This window comes from Nocardia sp. NPDC058519 (genome assembly GCF_042719755.1).
In the GTDB taxonomy this organism is placed as follows: domain Bacteria; phylum Actinomycetota; class Actinomycetes; order Mycobacteriales; family Mycobacteriaceae; genus Nocardia.
The window spans coordinates 72500-91851 of the sequence record NZ_JBHXNK010000016.1; the positions used below are offsets into that span (position 1 = coordinate 72500).

At 68.1% G+C, this 19352-nt stretch carries 19 protein-coding genes; 10 read left to right on the plus strand and 9 right to left on the minus strand.

All coding sequences use genetic code 11. The features are described 5' to 3' along the window. Positions 1–19: 19 nt before the first annotated feature. Positions 20–2521, plus strand: coding sequence for a phenylalanine--tRNA ligase subunit beta (pheT, locus tag ACFWPK_RS19000; RefSeq protein ID WP_378917442.1), 2502 nt, complete (start codon positions 20–22; stop codon positions 2519–2521). 65 nt (positions 2522–2586) lie between these two features. Here the strand turns inward: pheT and ACFWPK_RS19005 are convergent, their stop codons facing one another. Further along, a complete protein-coding gene (locus tag ACFWPK_RS19005; RefSeq protein ID WP_378917443.1) occupies positions 2587–3168 on the minus strand; it encodes a hypothetical protein in 582 nt (193 codons plus the stop codon). A gap of 80 nt (positions 3169–3248) precedes the next feature. On the opposite strand from ACFWPK_RS19005, the gene ACFWPK_RS19010 reads away from it, so the two are divergent. The 9 genes from ACFWPK_RS19010 to ACFWPK_RS19050 all read left to right on the plus strand — a co-directional run bounded on the left by ACFWPK_RS19010 (position 3249) and on the right by ACFWPK_RS19050 (position 12033). After that, positions 3249–3725, plus strand: a complete 477-nt coding sequence (locus tag ACFWPK_RS19010; RefSeq protein ID WP_378917445.1) for a MarR family winged helix-turn-helix transcriptional regulator — start codon at positions 3249–3251, stop codon at positions 3723–3725. 52 nt (positions 3726–3777) lie between these two features. Then, on the plus strand, positions 3778–5109 hold the full coding sequence (locus ACFWPK_RS19015) for a TerD family protein (protein WP_378917447.1): 1332 nt from the start codon (positions 3778–3780) through the stop codon (positions 5107–5109). Continuing rightward, positions 5106–5864, plus strand: a complete 759-nt coding sequence (locus ACFWPK_RS19020) for an alpha/beta hydrolase (protein WP_378917449.1) — start codon at positions 5106–5108, stop codon at positions 5862–5864. The genes ACFWPK_RS19015 and ACFWPK_RS19020 overlap by 4 nt, the downstream gene beginning before the upstream one ends. A 40-nt stretch (positions 5865–5904) precedes the next feature. Next, positions 5905–6405 carry a PspA/IM30 family protein gene (locus tag ACFWPK_RS19025; protein WP_378917451.1) on the plus strand — a complete coding sequence of 167 codons (501 nt, stop codon included), beginning with the start codon at positions 5905–5907 and terminating at the stop codon, positions 6403–6405. 49 nt (positions 6406–6454) lie between these two features. After that, a complete protein-coding gene (locus ACFWPK_RS19030; RefSeq protein ID WP_378917453.1) occupies positions 6455–7480 on the plus strand; it encodes a hypothetical protein in 1026 nt (341 codons plus the stop codon). A 379-nt stretch (positions 7481–7859) separates the two neighbouring features. After that, positions 7860–10535, plus strand: a complete 2676-nt coding sequence (locus ACFWPK_RS19035; protein ID WP_378917455.1) for a nitrate- and nitrite sensing domain-containing protein — start codon at positions 7860–7862, stop codon at positions 10533–10535. Between the two features lie 28 nt (positions 10536–10563). Then, complete coding sequence (locus ACFWPK_RS19040) at positions 10564–10992, plus strand: roadblock/LC7 domain-containing protein (protein ID WP_378917457.1); 429 nt, start codon at positions 10564–10566, stop codon at positions 10990–10992. Further along, a complete protein-coding gene (locus ACFWPK_RS19045; RefSeq protein ID WP_378917459.1) occupies positions 10989–11429 on the plus strand; it encodes a DUF742 domain-containing protein in 441 nt (146 codons plus the stop codon). Before ACFWPK_RS19040 ends, ACFWPK_RS19045 begins: the two co-directional genes overlap by 4 nt. A 58-nt stretch (positions 11430–11487) precedes the next feature. Next, the gene (locus tag ACFWPK_RS19050; RefSeq protein WP_378917609.1) at positions 11488–12033 is read left to right on the plus strand and encodes an ATP/GTP-binding protein; all 546 of its coding nucleotides are present in this window, start codon (positions 11488–11490) and stop codon (positions 12031–12033) included. 19 nt (positions 12034–12052) lie between these two features. Here ACFWPK_RS19050 and ACFWPK_RS19055 read toward each other — a convergent pair whose 3' ends face one another. The 8 genes from ACFWPK_RS19055 to ACFWPK_RS19090 form a co-directional block, all read right to left on the minus strand. Next, on the minus strand, positions 12053–12457 hold the full coding sequence (locus ACFWPK_RS19055; RefSeq protein ID WP_378917461.1) for a hypothetical protein: 405 nt from the start codon (positions 12455–12457) through the stop codon (positions 12053–12055). After that, on the minus strand, positions 12454–13593 hold the full coding sequence (locus ACFWPK_RS19060; RefSeq protein ID WP_378917463.1) for a hypothetical protein: 1140 nt from the start codon (positions 13591–13593) through the stop codon (positions 12454–12456). The genes ACFWPK_RS19055 and ACFWPK_RS19060 overlap by 4 nt, the downstream gene beginning before the upstream one ends. Continuing rightward, positions 13584–14210 carry a hypothetical protein gene (locus ACFWPK_RS19065; protein ID WP_378917465.1) on the minus strand — a complete coding sequence of 209 codons (627 nt, stop codon included), beginning with the start codon at positions 14208–14210 and terminating at the stop codon, positions 13584–13586. The genes ACFWPK_RS19060 and ACFWPK_RS19065 overlap by 10 nt, the downstream gene beginning before the upstream one ends. Positions 14211–14290: 80 nt before the next feature. Continuing rightward, complete coding sequence (locus ACFWPK_RS19070) at positions 14291–15673, minus strand: lipase family protein (protein WP_378917467.1); 1383 nt, start codon at positions 15671–15673, stop codon at positions 14291–14293. 79 nt (positions 15674–15752) lie between these two features. Next, the gene (locus tag ACFWPK_RS19075) at positions 15753–16394 is read right to left on the minus strand and encodes a TetR/AcrR family transcriptional regulator (protein ID WP_378917469.1); all 642 of its coding nucleotides are present in this window, start codon (positions 16392–16394) and stop codon (positions 15753–15755) included. Positions 16395–16410: 16 nt separating this feature from the next. After that, entirely contained in the window at positions 16411–17220 is an 810-nt protein-coding gene (locus tag ACFWPK_RS19080; RefSeq protein ID WP_378917471.1) for an ABC transporter ATP-binding protein, read from the minus strand. After that, positions 17220–18302 carry a FecCD family ABC transporter permease gene (locus ACFWPK_RS19085; RefSeq protein ID WP_378917473.1) on the minus strand — a complete coding sequence of 361 codons (1083 nt, stop codon included), beginning with the start codon at positions 18300–18302 and terminating at the stop codon, positions 17220–17222. Before ACFWPK_RS19085 ends, ACFWPK_RS19080 begins: the two co-directional genes overlap by 1 nt. Beyond that, on the minus strand, positions 18299–19330 hold the full coding sequence (locus tag ACFWPK_RS19090; RefSeq protein WP_378917475.1) for a FecCD family ABC transporter permease: 1032 nt from the start codon (positions 19328–19330) through the stop codon (positions 18299–18301). Before ACFWPK_RS19090 ends, ACFWPK_RS19085 begins: the two co-directional genes overlap by 4 nt. Positions 19331–19352 lie beyond the last annotated feature (22 nt).

The following is a 19352-nucleotide window of genomic DNA, read 5'->3' on the forward strand; positions in this document are numbered from 1 at the left end:
AGAGAGAGCGAAACGTCAAGTGCGAGTAGCACAGTCCTGGCTGACCGAGATCCTGCAGCGCACCACCCCCGAGTGGTCGGTGTCGGCGGAAGAGCTCGACGCGGGCTTCGTCCGGGTGGGTCTGGAAGTCGAAGAGGTCGACAAGCTCGAGCCGATCGGTGGTGAGATCGACAAGCCGCTGGTTGTCGGGCGCGTCGCCGAGATCACCGAGCTCACCGAGTTCAAGAAGCCGATCCGCTTCTGCAAGGTCGACGTCGGCAACCCCGAGTTGCAGGAAATCGTCTGTGGCGCACGCAATTTCGCTGTCGGCGACCTCGTCGTTGTCGTGCTGCCCGGTGGTGAGCTGCCCGGCGGGTTCAAGATCTCCTCGCGCAAGACCTACGGCCACACCTCCAACGGCATGATCTGCTCGGTCGCCGAACTCGGTATCGGCAAGGATCACGACGGCATCCTGGTGCTCGAGCCCGGTTCCGCGCAGCCGGGCGACGACGCGAATGTGCTGCTCGGCACCGATGACACCATCATCGAACTCAACATCACCCCCGACCGCGGCTACTGCTTCTCGGTGCGCGGCCTGGCCCGCGAACTGGCCTGTGGCTTCGACCTCGAATACGCCGACCCGGCCGTGCGCACGCTGCCAGAGGCCGACGCGCTCGCCTGGCCGGTACGTCTGGACGACGACTCGGACTGCACGCGCTTCGGCGCGCGCCGCGTCACCGGGATGAACCCGAACGCGGTGAGCCCGCTGTGGTTGCAGCGCAGGCTGATGCTGTCGGGCATGCGCCCGATCTCCCCGGCTGTCGACGTCACCAACTATGTGATGCTCGAACTCGGCCAGCCGCTGCACGCCTTCGACGCGGCAAAGCTGCACGGCGGCTTGGTCGTTCGCTCGGCGCACAAGGGCGAGACCCTGCGCACCCTCGACGACACCGAGCGCACTCTTGACGCCGAGGACGTGGTGATCGCCGACGATTCCGGCGTGATCTCCCTCGCCGGTGTCATGGGTGGCGCGAGCACCGAGGTCGGCGCCGGGACCACCGATGTGGTCCTCGAAGCCGCCGTCTGGAACCCGCTGCGGGTGTACCGGACATCGCGCCGCCACAAGCTCTCCTCGGAGGCGGGCAAGCGCTACGAACGGGTCGTCGATCCCGAGATCAACATCGCCGCGCTCGACCGCGCCGCGACCCTGCTCGCCGACATCACCGGCGGCACCATCGAATCCGCGCTCACCGACATCAGGGTGCCACTGGCGCCGGTCGCGCCGATCGCGATGGACATCGACCTGCCCGACCGCGTCGCCGGCGTCACCTACCCGGCGGGCACCTCCGTGCGCAGGCTCGCCCAGATCGGCGCAGGCGTCGATATCGAGGTCAACGACGCGGGCAAGACCCAGCTGCTGGTGACCCCGCCGAGCTGGCGCCCCGACCTGTCTCAGCCCGCCGACCTGGTCGAAGAGGTCCTGCGGCTGGAAGGCCTCGAGCAGATCCCGTCCATTCTGCCGACCGCGCCGGGTGGTCGCGGGTTGACCGCGCAGCAGCAGCGTCGCCGCGCGGTGAGCCGGGCACTGGCCTTCGCCGGTGCCGTCGAGGTGCCGCCGCCTGCCTTCCTGCCCGGCGGTGTGTTCGAGGTGTGGGGTCTGGACGCCGACGACCCGCGCCGCAACACCACCCGGGTGCTGAACCCCCTCGACAGCGACCGCCCCGAACTGGCGACCACGTTGCTGCCGGGTCTGCTGGAAGTGGCCGCCCGCAACATCTCTCGTGGTGCGCGCGACCTGACCATCTACGGCATCGCCCAGGTGGTGCGGCCCGGCGCGCAGACCCACGCGGTCGAGGCACTGCCGGTGGATCGTCGTCCCACCGACGAGCAGATCGCCGAACTGAACGCGTCGCTGCCCGCCCAGCCGGTTCACGTGGCCGCGGTGCTCAGCGGTAAGCACGATCCGCGCGGGCCGTGGGGTCCCGGCCGTCCGGCCGAGGCCGCCGACGCGTTCGCGCTGGTCGACGACATCGCCGATGCGGCGGGTGTCGTCATCGAACGGCGGTCCGTCGCTTACCTGCCGTGGCACCCCGGCCGCTGCGCGGAACTGCTCGTCGACGGCGTGGTCGTCGGACACGCGGGCGAACTGCACCCCGCCGTCCTCGAGCGTGCCGGTCTGCCGCCGCGCACCTGCGCGCTGGAAGTCGATCTCGACGCCCTGCCGCTCGACGAATCCCTGCCTGCCCCGACGATCTCGGCGTTCCCCGCCGTCCTGCAGGACGTGTCGATCAGCGTCGAGAAGGCCGTCCCCGCCGCGCAGGTGGAAACCGCGCTCCGCACCGGCGGCGGCGACCTGCTCGAAAGCATCGCCCTGTTCGACGTCTACGAAGGCGCCCAAGCAGGCGAGGGCCGCAAATCCCTCACCTACGCCCTGCGCTTCCGTGCCCCCGACCGCACCCTCACCGAAGACGAGGCCAGCGCCGCCCGCGACGCCGCCGTCGCCTCGGCCACCACCGCGGTCGGCGCCGAACTGCGCGGCTGATCCCCGCTCGACACCCGAAGGCCGTCCGGTTCCACCGGGCGGCCTTCGTCGTGAACCGCATGCCCTCAGGCGATTTCGCGTCTGCCGAATCCGAATCGCCGACTCTGTGACGCGGGTACGGCCGCCGCGCTCACCAGGAGCGCGCCGCCGATCATCACCGGCACGGCGTAGTCGGCCGTCTCGGCGAACCCGACCGAGGTCACCATCGCCACCGCGAACATCGTGAACAGCGCCGCCGCGGCCGCCGCGGTGAGCCGGGGCCGCACCGCGAAGATCAACGCCGTCCCGAGCACGGCCTCCGCGACCGTCGCCACTCCCGCCGCGATCGGCGCCGCGTCAGCGGCGAACGCAGGCAGCAGTGTCCGGGTGTAGTCGACGAACTCCGCGTAGGACCCCCACGACACCCCCGCGCTGCCCGGAGCGCCGAACATCCCGAATCGGTCCGCGACCGAACCCGCGAACAGCACGCCCAGCGCCACCCTGGTCACGACGACCAGCGCCCGCACGCGCCCCAGCGTCACTGCCGTCACCGCGACCAGCGACACAACCCCTATCGTGACCGGCCCGATCGTCGCATCCCCGAACGCGAGCCACGCGACTTCGACCAGAACCGCCACACTCGTGAAAACCGCCGCCGCTGTGCGCATCGCCTCAACCTCTCAACTAGTAAGGTTCTTGACCAACCATAGAAAGGCGGAAGAATTTGGTCAAGCACCTGACTAATCCTTTGCTCGATCGACCGGCACCGCTGGGAAACCTGCTGTCCGCGGCCGCCCGCACCCTGTCCGCCGAACTCGACGCGGGTCTGCTCGCCGCCGGGTTCGACGACATCCGCGCCGCGCACGCGCCGGTGTTCCAGGTGATCGACCCCGAGGGCACCCGCCTCACCGTGCTCGCCGAGCGGGCGGGAATGACCAAGCAGGCGATGGGGGAGTTGATCCGCCACCTGACCGATCGCGGCTACGTCGAGGTCGGGCCGGACCCCGCGGACGGCCGGGCGCGGCTGGTACAGCTCACCGACCGCGGGTGGTCGGCGGTCGAGGCGGGTGTCCGGGTGGTCGAACAGTTCGATCGGCACCTCGATCAGCTGATCGGCGATGCAGAGGTCGACCGGTTGCGCGAAATCCTCACGCGCATCATCGCGGGCGAAGGCTCCACCTATCCGGCGCGACGCGAGAATTCGGCCGTCATGCGGCTCGAGTAGGGGCGACCGGTTGGGTGCGGTCGGGGGTCGGGATAGGTTGGATGATGTGTCGATGATGAAAGGTGCCAATGTCGCGGTGCCTGCCTCCGCGGTCCGCGTCGAATTGGGTTGGCAGTCGGGGCAGGGTGTGCCCGATGCTGATGCCTCCGCGCTGTTGCTCGCCGGGGCCAAGGTGCGCTCCGATGACGACTTCGTGTTCTACAACCAGGCTGTGCATCCTTCGGGGGCGGTTCGGTACGAAGGAAAGCAGCAGGGGCACACCGTTGTCGATGCGCTGTCGGTGGATCTCGGACAGGTCGAGCCGCAGATCGAGACGATCGTGCTCGCCGCGTCTGCCGACGGGGGGACCTTCGGGCAGTTCCACGGTCTCTACATCCGGGTGATCGACACCGCGAACGGCGCCGAGGTCGCGCGTTTCGACAGCAGTGGGGCGACCACCGAAACCGCGTTCGTGCTCGGTGAGCTGTATCGCCGGCAGGGTGCGTGGAAGTTCCGTGCTGTCGGCCAGGGGTACGACAGCGGATTGGCCGGGCTCGCTACCGATTTCGGCATCTCCGTCGACGAGGCTCCCGCGCCTCCCGCGCCCCCGCAACCGTTCGCTTCGGGACAGTCGACTCCGCAACAGTCGTACGCCCCGCCGGCACAGCCCTTCATCCCCGCGCCTCAGCCGAACCAGCCCCACACCCCGCCGACTCCCGCGTTCCCGCCGAATCAGCAGAACCCCCAGTTCACCCCGCCGCCGGCACCGCCGGTCAACCTCGCCAAGGTGTCGCTCACCAAGGAAGCCCCGTCGGTCTCCCTGACGAAACACGGTGCGACCGGCGGTGTCATGCGGGTGAACCTCAACTGGACATCGATGGCCGCCACCGGCCGCCTCTTCGGCAAACTCCGCGGCAAGAACATCGACCTCGACCTGTGCTGCTTCTTCGAACTGGTCAACGGCGCCATCGGTTCCGTGCGAGCCCTCGACCGCCGCTTCGGTGCCCTCTACGAACCGCCGTTCATCCACCTCGACCAGGACGACCGCACCGGCGCCAGCATCACCGGCGAGAACCTGTCGGTCAACCTCGACTGCACGCAGTTCATCCGCCGCATCCTCGTGTTCGCCTCGATCTACGACGGTGCCAGCGATTTCCGCAATGTGCACGCCACCGTCACCCTCAATACCGTGAACTCGGCGCCCATCGAGATGACCCTCGACGGCTGCACCGACAACTCCCGCGACGCTGTGCTGTTCGCGCTGGAGAACGTCAACGGCGAGTTCGTGGTGCGTCGCGAGGGCGCCTTCGTTCGCCCGCCCGCCGGTCAGCCGGGCGGTGGCGTGGTGGAGATCGCCCGCCTCTACAACTGGGACTTCGGCTTCCAGGCGGGGCGCGGCAAATGATGCGACACCCCGCGACGCGCGTGCTCAACGCGCTGGTCTATCACCCGGAGAAACACCTCGCCCAAACCCCGGCGGCGCTGGGCCTGGACTATCGCGACCTGACCATGCGCACCGCCGACGGCCTCGACGTGCACGGCTGGTTCGTGCGCGCCGATCGGCCACGCGGCCACATCCTCTACGCGCACGGCAACGCGGGCACCATCGGCGACCGCGTCTCGATCATCGCGCTGCTGGTCGAAGCCGGTTTCGACGTGCTCGCCTTCGACTACCGCGGCTTCGGCCACAGCACGGGCACCCCGAGCGAACAGGGCACCTACCTCGACGCGAGAGCCGCTCGCCAAGCCCTGCTCGACCAGCCCGAAGTCGACCCCGATCGGGTCTACTACCTGGGTAAATCCCTCGGCGGCGGGGTTCTGCTCGAACTGGCGGGCGAACATCCGCCCGCGGGCATGATCCTCATGTCGACGTTCAGCGGCATGCGCGCCGCCGCCCGCTCGGTCTACCCGTTCCTGCCCGCCCCGCTGATCCCGAACGCGTACCCGAGCCTGCGGCACATCGCGAAGCTGCGCGTCCCGGTGCTGATGATGCACGGCGACCGCGACGAACTCCTCCCGCTGCGCCACGCCGAACGCCTGTACGCGGCGGCGCGTGATCCGAAACAGCTGATCGTGGTCCCCGGTGCGGGCCACAACGATGTGATCGACACCCTCGGCGCGGAATGGGCGAAGATCATCGCCGACTGGGCGGACCGATAACGGGCTCCTGGTGGTAGCCGATTCTGCGTAGCCTGGCGGTATGAGCGAAACGAGCGAACTCCTCGGCCGCCTGGCCGCGTTGCCCGACGACGAGCTGGTTTCGGTGCTGCGCGCCGCGGTCGCTGGACGCCCCGGGCTCGGCGCCGTCGCCGCCGCACTGGCCCAGGCCGAAACCGGTCATGCCGAAACCGGAGACCCTGTGACTCTGGACACGAACGTCATCGACGCGGATGTGGTGCCCGCCGCATCCGACCAGGTCGGAGGCGCGATGCCGGTACCGCCGGTACCGTCCGGGCTACCGGTGACCGGCGCACCCACCGTCACCGGCGGATATTCCACTTCGGGAGTGCCGACATTCGACTCGGTTCGGGATAAGGTCGAGCAGCGTTTCGGCACCGCGCAGGGAATGGACGAGCTCGACCGGCAGACTCCCGCGGGTCGCAGCGTCGACGAACAATGGGAGGCGCGGGAGAAAGCCGCGCGTGAGCGTCTGGATCAGATCCGGAAATCGGTGCAGGGCAACGATTCCGGCGACAAGTAGCCACGCGTCCTCCCGTTCCAGCAACGACCGTGATGGGTGGACACAGAAGATGACGCAGGCGCGCCAGATCGCCGACCGACTACTCGACGCGCAGGTGGAATTCCTGCTCGCCGAGGTGACCGGTGACCGGTTCGCCGAGGTGATCGCCCGCGACGTGGCCGCCGTGCTGGCCGTCGGTGAGACGATCCGGTTCGGTGACGTGGTCTCGCTGGAGCAGGGCGAGCAGACGGTGGCCACGGTGTTCGACCGCATCGGCGGGAGCCCCGTGATCGCCGATACCGTCGGCATCTTCTCCGATGCCATCTACGACCACATCGCCTCGAACACCGAATACACCCTCGGCGATGTCGTCGACCGCGAACCGGTGGAAGCGTTGCTGGAGAAGATCTTCGGCATGCATCAGGCCCAGGAGCGGATCCTGGACCGGCTCACCGAGAGCCCGCTCGTCGCCACCGTGGCCTCGCGATTCGTCGACAAGCTGATCGGCGACTTCATGCAGGCCAATCGTGAACGCGCCGAGAAGATTCCGGGCGTCTCCTCGCTGATGTCGCTGGGTCAGTCCGCGGCCAACCGGGCCAAGAAGGTCGCGGCCGACAGCACCTTCGTCGGCGATCTCGCGGGCAAGGGCGCGCTGTTCGCGCTCAAGCGCACCAACAACGCGATCCGCGACATGCTGCGTGACGCCCCGGTGCACTCGGCGGCGATGGAATTCTGGGACCTGCACGCCGACGAACCGGTCGCGGGCCTGCGCGAATACCTCACCCAGAAGGACCTCAACGAGCTGGTCCAGATCTGCTACGAGATCGCGGTGACCACCAGGGAGAAGGAGTACTTCGGCCTGCTCGTGCGTGAGTGCGTCGCGGTGTTCTACGCCAGGTACGGCAACCACACGCTCTCGGCGATGCTGCCCGAGCTCGGCCTCGACGCCGATGACATCAGTGCCGAGATCCTGCGCTACGGCCCGGCCGTCATCGAGTCGGCCAAGCGCAACGGCGTGCTGGCCGGGCTGATCAGGGAACGCCTCGAGCCGTTCTTCTACTCGGATCAGGTGCTGGGAATTCTCGGCGGCGAGTAATTCCGCGAATAGCGTTCAATGGCGCGAATTGATCGATACACCATTGTTTCCCGGTTTGCGCACCGTCGCCGCGGCTGGTAGTGATGTCGACCATTCGAGTTGCGACTTCTGATCGTTTGCACCACATGTGTTGCGTGTCACGGTCTGTGGTGACCTGTATGTATCCGGCAGTGAACCGGCCGGCCACCTCGCCGCCGGTCCGGCTGTGAGCATTCGGCCACACAAACCCGGCTGCATTTCCGGCATGTTTAGATCAGCGCACGAAATGCTGCTTTACACCGTTCCGAATTGACCGCGCAGTGCGCGGAGTGCAAGTTAGCACCTGACTTTCCGTGGGCCATCGCGAATTACGTTGCGGTGGCATTGCAAAGGAGTAGGTGTGCGTGCACGTTCCCGGCCGAACCCGACCGGAACCCGATCGGACGACGGCGCTCGAGGACAGGTGGCCGGCGCCGGGCTGATCCGGCCGCGCACCATTTCCGGTCAGCTCGCCCGGATCTTGGCGGTGTCGCTGATACTGGTGCTCGCGTTGCTGGGGCTGACCATGTCGACACAGGTCAGCGCCTACCGCCGCAGCGGTGAGACCGTGGACGCCGTGGCCGTCGCGCTGGCCGCGCAGGACCTCGTGCAGCAGGTGCAGCGCGAGCGCGGTCTGAGCAACGGCCTGCTCGGCGGTGATCAACGCCTGCGCCAACCCGTCACCGACCAGCGCGCGGGCACCGACGCGGCCCTGCGCGCCCTGGTGAACACCGTCGCGGGCGACCCACCGGGTGCGGGGGAGGTGCGTTCCGCGCTGGGTCATCTGGCGGGGATGCCCGCGATCCGCTCCCAGGTCGACAATCGCAATGTCACCCGGCAGGCGGCGTTCCAGTTCTATACCGACGGCATCGACGCGCTGAACCGCCTTTCGCTCGGTCTCGACCAGGCGCGCGATCCGGCCGTCCGGCACGGTCTGCAAGCGCTCTACGCCCTCGGTGACGCGAAGGAGTTCGCGGCCCGCGAGCGCGGGTTCCTCAACGGCGTCTTCGCCGCCGGGGAATTCGTGTCGGGGGAGTACGTGCAGTTCCTCGACATCCGCGCCGCCCGCAATGCCGCGCTCACCGCGTTCGGCCACGACGCGACCCCCGCCCAGCAGGCTCTTCTCGATGCGGTGCTGGCGAGTGAGAACGCCAGGCGGGCAACCGAATCGGAGAACATCGCGATCGCCTCGACGCTGGGACCGCTGATCCAGCCCGTCGACCCGGCCGTCTGGTGGGCGCGGATGACCGCGGTCATCGACGAACAGCGCACCGTGCAGCAGGTCATCGGCGATGACGTCGGCGCGCGGGCCGAGAAACTTCGCCGCGACGCCGCGCTGATTCTCGCCGGATTCGTCCTGGCCGCGCTGCTGGCGATCGCCGCCGAAGTCGCGCTGGTCTTCGCCAGCATCAGGGCCATCGTCCGCCCGCTGGCTCGACTGGCCACCGAGGCCGACGACGTCGCCTCCACGCGACTGCCCGAGGTGATCGAGGCCTGGCACAGTGCCGCCGACGCCCAACCCGATCCGCCCGCACCGGTCCGCACGCCCCGCGGTGCGAGCATCGAGATCGCCGCTGTCGCAGGCGCTTTGGATCGTGTGCAGACCACCGCGTTCGATCTCGCCTCCGAACAGGCGCTGGTGCGGCGCAACACCACGGAATCGATGGCGAATCTGGCCCGCCGCAATCAGAACCTGGTGCGGCGTCAGCTGGGATTGATCAGCGAGTTCGAACGCGAGGAACTCGACCCGAAGGCACTGTCGAACCTGTTCGAACTCGACCATCTGGCCACCCGCATGCGGCGCAATGCCGAAAGCCTGCTGGTGCTGGTCGGCGAGGCCAGCCCGCGTCGGTGGGCCGAACCGATCGCGCTCACCGACGTGATCCGGGCCGGGTTGTCCGAGGTCGACGATTACCGGCGGGTGGTGCTACGCCGGATCGACGACATCGCGGTGACCGGCGCCGTTGTCAGCGAACTGGCCCATATTCTGGCCGAACTCATCGAGAACGGGCTGGCCTTCTCACCGCCCGATCTCGAGGTCGAGGTATACGGCCGCAAGGTCGCCGGCGGCTACCTGCTCGCCGTCGTCGACCACGGCGTCGGCATGCCCGCCGAGCAACTCGCCGAAGCCAATGCCAGGCTGCGCGGCGAGCAGGACTTCATCGTCGCCTCCACCCGCTACCTCGGCCACTACGTGGTCGGTCGGCTGGCGGGCCGTCTCGGCATCGACGTGGAATTGAACACCTCACCGGTCAGCGGCATCGTCGCCCGCCTGCTCCTCCCGCCGTCCCTGCTCGCCGACGAAAAGGCCGGGCAGACAGCAGATTCGAGGAACGGTGCCGTCCGGGACGCGGGCCGGGGCTCGGGTGACCTCGCGGCGCTGGAGCGCAACGCCACCTCTGTCGTCGCGGATACTCATTCACCCGGCGTTTTTGAGGCAACGCCACCGCGCACCGGTGCGGTCGCCGCCGGGCGCGGCGAGGCTTCCCACGCCGTCCGTGGCGGCGGCACCGCATGGCCGACCGAAACCAACGGCCGACCCCGGCACAGCCGAAACATGGAATCCGGACCGAGCGCCAACGGCAATGGCCGGGCATCGGCGGACCGTTCACCCGGCGGCTCCGTCTACGCACAGTTCCTCAGCAGCACACCCGATTCCGTGCACCCACCACGCAACGGTGCGGTCGGCAATGGCTCAGAACGCTACGGCGCGACAACCCCGGAGAACACCGAGGCAGTGGCCAGAGTTCACAACGGCTCGTCGGTACCGCAACCGCGTGAGCTACCCGCCGTCGAGTCCATCGGCGCCCCTGCCGTCGAACGCACCCGCAACGGCCTGGTCAAACGCAGCAAGCGCGCCAAGATCACCGGCGCACCGGAGCGAACCCGCCGCGATCCGGCCGACCGGCAGGACCGGCCGCCGGTCGTCGAACGGACCCCCGACCAGACCCGCAGCATGCTCTCGTCGTTCCGCACCGGCCACGAACGCGGCGGCGAGACCGAATTGTCTTCCACCCCACTTGATCCCATCCGCTGACCGATCGGACCAGACCCCAGGAGACCCGGTGACCACCCACCTACCGACCGCCGATCCACACACCTTCAACTGGCTGCTCGGCAACTTCGTCCGCAATACCGATGGCGTGCGCGACACCGTCGCCGTCTCCTCCGACGGGCTGCTGATCGCGATGTCGGACGGCCTCGACCGCACCGGCGCCGACCGGCTCGCCGCGATGGTGTCGGGTCTGTCCAGCCTCGCCCGCAGTGCCTCGCGCAGTTACGATTTCGACGGCCTCGAGCTGATCATGATCGAGATGAAACGCGGCTTCCTCCTGGTGTCGGCACTGGGCGACGGCAGCTGCCTCGGCGTGATCGCCGACGGTGGCTGCGATGTCGGCCTGGTCGGCTACGAGATGGCCATCCTCGCCGAACGCGCCGGATCACTGCTCGACCCGCTGCTGATCAGCGAATTGCGAGAGTCGTTGCGCAGATGAGAGATCCCGATCTCCCGCGGTTGCCCGACCCGCGCATGATCCCGATGAACCAGCCGGCGGGCTGGCGTGGGCCCGTCCCGTCGGTGCCGGTGACCCCCACCGATCACGACGATGCCGGCGACCGCTTCGTTCGCCCGTTCGTGCTCACCGCGGGCCGCACCGTTCCGGTGCTGGACGGGCTGCGCATCGAAACCCTCGTCCAGGCACCGCCGTCCGCGCTGTCGGCTCCGCTGCGGTTCGAGGAGCGCACCGTTGTCCAGCTGTGCCTGACACCGCACTCCATCGCCGAAATCGGTGCCGCCCTGCGGGTTCCGATCGGCATCGCCAAGGTGATCGTCAGCGATCTGGCGGCGGCGGGGCATGTGACCGTCCGTGACGCGCCGGAACTGTCGACCGCCGCCATCGAGAGGATCCGCGACCTTGTCCGCGCACTCTGAACTCCGCAGCTCCGAATTCCGCAGCGCCGCACCGGCTATGCCGTCCTCGGTGAAGATCGTGGTCAGCGGCGGCTTCGGCGTCGGCAAGACCACCTTCATCGGCGCCATCTCCGAAATCGAGCCCCTGGTCACCGAAGCCTCGATGACCGAGGTCTCCATCGGCATCGACGACCCCGGTCGCCGCGCCGAGAAGACCGCGACCACAGTGGCTTTGGACTTCGGCCGCATCACCCTCGACCAATCCCTGATCCTCTACCTCTTCGGCACCCCCGGCCAGGACCGATTCGTATTCCTCTGGGACGACCTGGTCGACGGCGCCCTCGGCGCGGTCATCGTGGTCGATACCGGCCGGGTAGAGGACTGCTACCCGGTCCTGGACTACTTCGAAGAACACCACACGCCCTTCGTCGTGGTGGTCAATCGTTTCGCCGACGCCACCCGCTTCGACCTCGGCGAGGTCCGCGAGGCCCTCGGTCTCGACGACTGGATCCCGGTGCTGGACTGCGATGCCCGCGACCGCGACTCCGTCCGTGATGTCCTCGTCGCACTCCTCGAGCAGGTCCTCCTGCACCGCGTCCAACCCCGCCAACGGGAGGTGAGCTGAGCCCGACCCCCGGTGCTGATCAGTGCCGATTCAGGGTGAGATCCGATAAGGATAGGTGAAACCGTGTGTCGGTGACATCGACCGAGGTGTCGGTGAACCTGTTCCCGCCCAGCGTGTTCCGCACGAAATCACCGACGCTGGTCGGCTGTGTGTCCAGTGCGGCCAGCAGTTCTCTCGGTACTTCGATGGTCCCGTCGAAGAACCGCGGCTGACCGGTGATCCCGGGCTGCCGCGGAGTCTGACGTAAGCCGTCGACGGTGTGCAGTACGAGGTCGAGCCCACTCCCGTCACCGAATTCGATCCGCATCGGTGTGGGGGAGACGGCCGGATCGAAGGACTGTATCCGCGCGGTCCACCCCTGGGGTGAGACGCCCTGATAGTCGTAGGGCGACACGGGACCGAGCGTCTCCTGAGCGCGGTTCACCGGCGAGTTCTCCAGTGCCGCACCGGAAAGCGGTTGATCGTGGCGACGAAGGTCCACGACTCGTCGGTGAGCATCTTGCGCCAGAACCCGGTCCGGCCACCGTCGCGACCTTCGACGCGCAACTCCCGCGCCGCCGAGCCCGGCCCGGTCCGGTGGATGGAGATGCGGTCGGTGATCTCGCCGGGCACCTTCGGCTGCGCGACCCAATCCGGTGCGGGTAGCTGGATGGCGGCGAAGCGAGGGTCGACGCGCTCCGACAGCATGTCCGGGGCTTCGGGCAGGCCGCGCTGGTCTTCGTAGGAGTAGCGGAAGAAGACCTTGTCCGCACCGGAGATGTCGAAATCGTAGAGGCGCGTGTAGAAGTCGCCGTACCGGTTGACCACCAGCGAGGTCGACGCGCTGGTGGACAACGCGACGGCCTGGAAGCGCCCACCGAGCGGAGTGCCCATCTCGTAGCTGTGATCCACCGGCAGCCACGGGTCGACGTACTGAATCCGCGAACCGCCATGGGTCAGCGCGAACACATGCGACACCTTGGCCCCGCCGACCGGATGTTCGTTGCCGGCGGTGTCGGTCCACCGGTGATCTTCGTTGGACGAGAGCACCGACCACGACCAGGTCGACGCACCGGGCGGCAACGTGTTGCCGGGGCCGGTCCACAGCGGGGTGCCGTAGCGACTGCTCCAGTTCCAGTCCCTGGGGGCGCTGAGCGCGTGGTCCATCGTGATGAACCGGCCGTCGCGGTCGATCATCATCACTTCGTCGTCATCGGCCGACACGCCGGTGATCGTGCCCGCCAGGCAGCCCGGCAGTGCGACCATGCGCCAACCGCCCAGGGCGGCGGCCGCTTTCACGTACACCTGACCGTCACGGGTGGCGAAGGCCCAGCGCCGGTTGAACGACTCGGTCATGGTGCGGAAATACACCTGCTCGGGCAGCGCCACCGACGCCGGGGCGAAAGCCGTCAGTCCGGCATCGGATTCGTCGACGGTCACTTCCGGTGTGCCGACGGAACCCACCGGCAGACACCCCGGATCGGCGACAGTCACCGATTGTGTTGTCACCCCGGCGAATACCAGTCCGGCCGCCGCGATCAGCGCCGCACGCCGAAGGGTGTGCCCGTGCCTCACAGCCACCCCGCCGCGCCGAATCCGACGAGTGCGATCGCGTCGATCCCGAAGATAGTGCCGACCACCAGCGCCTTGCTTCGCACGGTCGGCAGATCGTGCACGAAGAAGCAGGCCGTGAAGAACGGCACGTACCCGATGATCCAGATCAGGAACGGGAAGCTCGGCTGCCACCACGACCAATCCCAGGTGAGGACTCCCGCCTTGTTCAGCAGCACCTCGACACCCACCGCCGCGGCCGAGTTGACCGCGATCAGCACCGGCCGGTTCGGCAGCCCGAAGATCCGAGTTTGTTTCGGCGGCAACATCTTCGCCGCCGCGATCCCCATGATGGCGAACATGAAGCAGATCTCGATATTCAGCCCGATCAGGATCTGATATGCCGTCGGTCCGCTCGCGGCCCAGACCGGCGCCCGTTCGGTGAAGTGGAAGACGAGCGCGTTCCAGATCTCGTTGAACCAGTCCATGCCCCAGAGCGCGAGTCCGGCGAACAGCACATTCCAGTTCCGTCGCTCGACCTCGACGGAGTAGATGTACACCACGATCAGTAAGAGCGGAATGACATACCACTTGAACTGACCTGCGTCGCGAAGAATCTCCAGTGCTGCCAGCGCGCTATCGGTCAACGGCTATCTCCTGCTCGGGCTCGACGATCCGGCCGAGTATGATACAAATCGACATCAAACGTCAATATGTATCGCCGATCTCAGCGAGCGCCGAGTGGAGTGCCGAAGAGCGTGGCGAACTTCGCGGCGAGCGATTCGCCCAGGAAGTCGAGCGCGCCGGGAGTGGCGCCCATCGTGCCCGCGTCGCTGATGGTGCAGCCGGGGGCGGCGGGGACGCCGTCGAGCCGGTCGCGCAGCCACAGCAGAGCCGCGGGGCCGCCGACGACTTCGGCGATGATGTGCTCACTGGCGTGATCGCGGGTGTAGGTGAGCGATGTGGCGGGGTCGCGACAGTAGGTGTCGACGAGAGTGTCGGTGGCGGCGAGGGGGAGGATCTCGTCCCACGCGGAATGCCAGACGAACAACGGCATATCGGGGACGGACTTGCCCATGCGGGTGTCGTCGAGCATGGCCGCGACCGGCGGATCATCGAGGGGGTTCCCGTCGGAGCCGATCATGCCGGTCAGATTCAGGAACGGCAGCAGCGCCGACTGATACTGCACGCACAGCGGCGATTTGATCGCGAACAGCGCCTTGCCGAGCGGGTCGAGCCGCTGATCCAGATAGCCCGCGAAATCGGGGTACTCCCGGGTGAGGCCGAGAACGGCCGCGAACACCAGACCCGAAGTCATCTGGTTGTTCGCCATGCTCAACGCGGCACCCAGATCGGCGCCGACACCACCTTCGGCCGCGCCGACGATGTTCAGTTCGGGTGCGTAGGTGCTGTGCAATTCGGCGGCATGGCCGGTCGCGATGGAACCGCCGGAGTAGCCGTAGAGCCCCACCGGCGCGGTCGGTCCCGCCTCGAGCGGGGCGAAGCTGGTCGCCGCGCGAATGCCGTCGAGGGTGATCCGGCCCGCCAATGGTCCGGCCGCGTAGGCCGAATTCGGACCCTGGTGGTCCGGGATGACCACGGCCCAGCCCTGTGACAGCGCCGCTTGCGCGAACAGGAATTCGGCGGGCACGACGATCTGGCCGGCCACCGCGGCCACCGAAAGATGTTGCAGCGCATAGGACGGTGCGCAGTAGCCTGCGGTCGAGTCCTCGGCCAGCTGCACCGACAGCAGCTTGCGCGGCGACGGTGCCTGCCCGCGGGGCTTGACGAGGGTGGCGACCGCGGGGATCGCCTCGTCACGGCTGTTGTTGGAGCGATAGGACACCTGCCAGGCATCGACATCGATCGGCAGGAGTCCGAAATCGGCGATCCGCACCTGCCGGACCGCGATGATCGCACCCGGCGCCGTCGCCGCCACCACGTCGGCGGGCGGCAGATAGAAGCCCGGATCCCATTCGGGCGGCAGCGGAATCACCGGCGGCGGTGTGGCCGACGGCTCGGCCGCGACCGGTCCGGCCGTCAACACCGTTGCCGCCGCGAGCAAGCCGGTGGCCAGGGCAAGCCATCGCTGGACGAAGGGAGATTTCATCGCGCACAGTCCTCACATGAATTGAGACTCCTTCGTCTCAATAGCGGCTACTATGACACGGGTGTGGCGTAGATCGCAATCAGCTGCCGGGGGATACCGCGGAGATCAGGCTGTTCAAGATCGTGGAGAAGACATCGACCAGCTCGTCGACGGGCGGGCGCGGGTCGTCCAGGCTCCACTGGTGCACGGCACCGTTCACCGCCCCGATGAACGCCGCCATCGGCACCCGCCAGCCGCCGGGCGGCATCCGCACCCCGTCGCGCCCGGCCGCGATCGCGGTGACCACCTCACCCCACCGGTCCCTGACCTGCGCCCGGTACTCCTCGATTTCGGGGCTCACCCCGACGATGTCGACGAAAGCGACTTTGGCACAACGGATGTCGTCGGTGATCGCCTTCGTGTACGCCCGCACCGCCGCGTCGATGAGCGCGCGTAAGTCGTCGGATTCCGTCGCCGCCAGCGCCGCGGCCACCGCCGCCCCGGCCTTGTCCTGCACGGAGTCGTACACCGCGACGAGCAATTCCTCGCGCCCGGCGAACTGTTCGTAGAACTGCCGACGCGACAAGCCCGCGACCGCGCACACATCGGTCAGCGAACTGTTGGCGTAGGACTTCTCCGCGAAAACGGTGAGTCCCGCGTCGATGAACAGCGCCCGGCGCTCGACCTGTCGTTCGGCGACCGAGGTGCCGGTGTAGTTGTGTCGGGTCCGCCCAGATGTCACCCCATGACCCTACTGTTCAGGGTTTCGGCGAGCTCTCGGTGTCGACCGGTCCGATCGGGACCACCAGCGGGGTTCCGGTGACCGGGTCGTCGATCACCTTCGCGCGCAGCCCGAACACCTCCGCCACCACTTCCTCGGTGAGGACTTCGGCCGGCGTTCCCGCGGCAACCACGCGGCCCGCGCGCATCGCGACCAGCCGATGGGCGTACCGCGCGGCGAGATTCAAGTCGTGCAGCACCATCACCACCGTCCGTCCCGCGTCGGCGTGGAGGCGCCGGACCAGGTCGAGAACCTCGATCTGGTGGGCGAGGTCGAGGAAGGTGGTCGGCTCGTCGAGCAGGAGCAGGTCGGTGTCCTGGGCCAGCGCCATCGAGATCCACGCGCGCTGACGTTGTCCGCCGGACAGCTCGTCGATCGAGCGATCGGCGAACTCGACCATGTCGGTCCAGGTCAGGGCCTCGTTGATGGCGGATTCGTCGTCGGCCGACCACTGGCGGTACCAGCGCTGGTGCGGGTGTCTGCCGCGGGCGACCAGATCGGCGACGGTGAGACCTTCCGGGGCGAGCGGTGATTGGGGCAGGATGCCGAGAACGCGCGCCACATCCTTGGTCGACATGCGGTCGATCCGTTTGCCGTCCAGATGGACATGACCGCCGGTGGGGCGCATCAGCCGGGCCATCGCGCGCAAGAGCGTGGATTTGCCGCAACCGTTGGGGCCGATCACCGCGGTCACAGTGCCGCCGGTGATGTCCAGATTCAGACCGTCGACGACAGTTGTCGGCCCGTAGCCGAGGGTCAAGTCGCTGGCCTGCAGCCGAACGGTCATTACACGCCCGCTTTCCCGGCACGATTGCGCCGCATCAACAGATAGATCAGATAGGGCGCGCCGAGCACGGCGGTGATCACTCCGACGGGGAGTTCGCCCGCGGGTAGCAGCGTGCGGGCGACCAGATCGGCGGTGACGGTGAAGGCCGCGCCGAGCAGCGCCGAGGTCAGCAGCGGTGGCTGCGCCGACCCGGTGAGCCGCAGCGCCACCTGGGGTACGGCGAGGGCGATGAAGATGATGGCGCCCGCCGAGGCGGTGGCGACCCCGGCCAGCAGCACGGCCAGGACCAGCAGGGTCAGGCGGGCGGCGTTGAGCCGCACGCCGAGCGAGCGGGCGGTGTCGTCGCCGAAATGCAGTGCGCCGAGCAGGTGGGTTCCCGCCAGTACCACCGGCACCAGGAGCGCGAGGGCGATCGCCACCGGTGTCACCTGGATCCAGCTACTGCCGTTGAGGCTGCCGGTCAGCCAGGTCACCGCCCGTGTCGCGATATCGACTTCGCCGACGCTGAGCAGCCAGAAGGTCACACTGGAGAGCAGTGAACCGGCACCGAGGCCGACGAGGACGAGCCGATAACCTTCGATGCCCCCGCGCCAGGCCAGGACGAAAACGCAGAGTGCGACGAGCAATCCACCGAGCATGGACGCGACCGGTACCCCGATCTCGGCGGCGATGCCGCTGATCTGGCCGCGGCTGCCGGACAGGGCGATCACCGCGACCGCCGCGACGCTCGAGCCCGCCGTGACGCCGAGAATGTCGGGACTCGACAGCGGGTTACGCGCGATGCCCTGGGTGATCGCGCCGGACAACGCCAGCGCCGCGCCGACCAGCGCACCGGTGAGAATCCGGGGCAGTCGCAGATCCCACACCACGTAGGCGAGGCCGTCGTCGCCACCGCCGGCGAGCACCGTGAGCACGTCCCACGGTGTGACCGGACCTCCGTCGGGCATCGTGTAGGTGCCCAGCGCGAGCGCGACGCAACTCGCGGCGACGAGAATCCCGAGTCCGGCCAGCAGCACGGCGGTCGTGCGAAGTCGCAGTTGCCATGACACCGGTCCCAGCCGGACCGCCCGGACGGTACTCATATGGTCACCAGCTTGCGGCGGCGGACCAGCACGATGAAGAACGGGACGCCGACGAAGGCGAGCATGATCCCCGCGGGCAGTTCGCCCTTGTCCAGGACCAGCCGTCCCGCGATGTCGGCGACCAGCACCATGACCACGCCGAGCAGCCCGGCGACGGGCACGAGCCAGCGGTAGTCGGGCCCGGTGATGCCGCGCGCCAGGTGCGGAACGACGAGCCCGACGAAGCCGAGCGGCCCGGCGATCGCCACGACCGCGCCGGTCAGCAGCACGATCGAGCCGATGCCGACGGTGCGAGCCAGGAAGACGCGATGGCCGAGTGCGCGGGCGGTGTCCTCGCCGAGGCCGAGTGCGTTGAGCGCGGAGGTGTTGGCCAGGGCGAGGACGATCCCGACGATGACGAACGGTGTGGCCTTGCCGAGCAGATCGAGGTTGGACCCGACCAGCGACCCGGCCTTCCAGAAGCGGTAGATGTCGGTGACGTCGGTGTCGAACAGCACCACCGCCGAGATCAAGCCCTGCAACAGGTAGCTGACGGCGGCGCCCGCCAAGGCGAGGGTCACCGGGGTGGGTCCGCCGCGGCCCGTCGCGCCGATGACGAACACGGTGACGGTGGCGATCAGCGCCCCGGCGAAGCCGAACCACACGTAACCGAACAGGCTCGAGATGCCGCCGATCATCACCGCCAAGACGATGCCGAGCGCCGCGCCCTGGGTGATGCCGAGCAGCGCCGGGTCGGCCAGAGGGTTTCTGGTGTGACCCTGGATCACCGCGCCCGCGATGCCGAGCGCGAGGCCGGCGAGGATCCCCAGCAGGGTGCGTGGCAGGCGAAGGCCGTTGACGATCGCGCCGGTCTCGGTGTCGGTCGTGCCGCCGAGCGCGTCCAGAACATCAAGGGGAGCAATGAATTTGGATCCGACGGCCAAGCTGAGCAGAACGGCCGCGAGTACCGCGGCCAACAATCCGGCGATCAGTAGCAACCGGCGAGACCGCGTGTTGGCGAACACGACTCCGGGCGGCGATGCGGTCACTATCCCTCTTCATAGTTGGTAA

What these genes read in the sequence shown, in the direction of transcription:
- ACFWPK_RS19005 (WP_378917443.1), bottom strand. Translation starts at nt 3,168, where the DNA reads ATGCGCACAGCGGCGGCGGTTTTCACGAGTGTGGCGGTTCTGGTCGAA.
- ACFWPK_RS19015 (WP_378917447.1), top strand. Translation starts at nt 3,778, where the DNA reads ATGATGAAAGGTGCCAATGTCGCGGTGCCTGCCTCCGCGGTCCGCGTC.
- ACFWPK_RS19020 (WP_378917449.1), top strand. Translation starts at nt 5,106, where the DNA reads ATGATGCGACACCCCGCGACGCGCGTGCTCAACGCGCTGGTCTATCAC.
- ACFWPK_RS19025 (WP_378917451.1), top strand. Translation starts at nt 5,905, where the DNA reads ATGAGCGAAACGAGCGAACTCCTCGGCCGCCTGGCCGCGTTGCCCGAC.
- ACFWPK_RS19030 (WP_378917453.1), top strand. Translation starts at nt 6,455, where the DNA reads ATGACGCAGGCGCGCCAGATCGCCGACCGACTACTCGACGCGCAGGTG.
- ACFWPK_RS19045 (WP_378917459.1), top strand. Translation starts at nt 10,989, where the DNA reads ATGAGAGATCCCGATCTCCCGCGGTTGCCCGACCCGCGCATGATCCCG.
- ACFWPK_RS19070 (WP_378917467.1), bottom strand. Translation starts at nt 15,673, where the DNA reads ATGAAATCTCCCTTCGTCCAGCGATGGCTTGCCCTGGCCACCGGCTTG.
- ACFWPK_RS19080 (WP_378917471.1), bottom strand. Translation starts at nt 17,220, where the DNA reads ATGACCGTTCGGCTGCAGGCCAGCGACTTGACCCTCGGCTACGGGCCG.
- ACFWPK_RS19085 (WP_378917473.1), bottom strand. Translation starts at nt 18,302, where the DNA reads ATGAGTACCGTCCGGGCGGTCCGGCTGGGACCGGTGTCATGGCAACTG.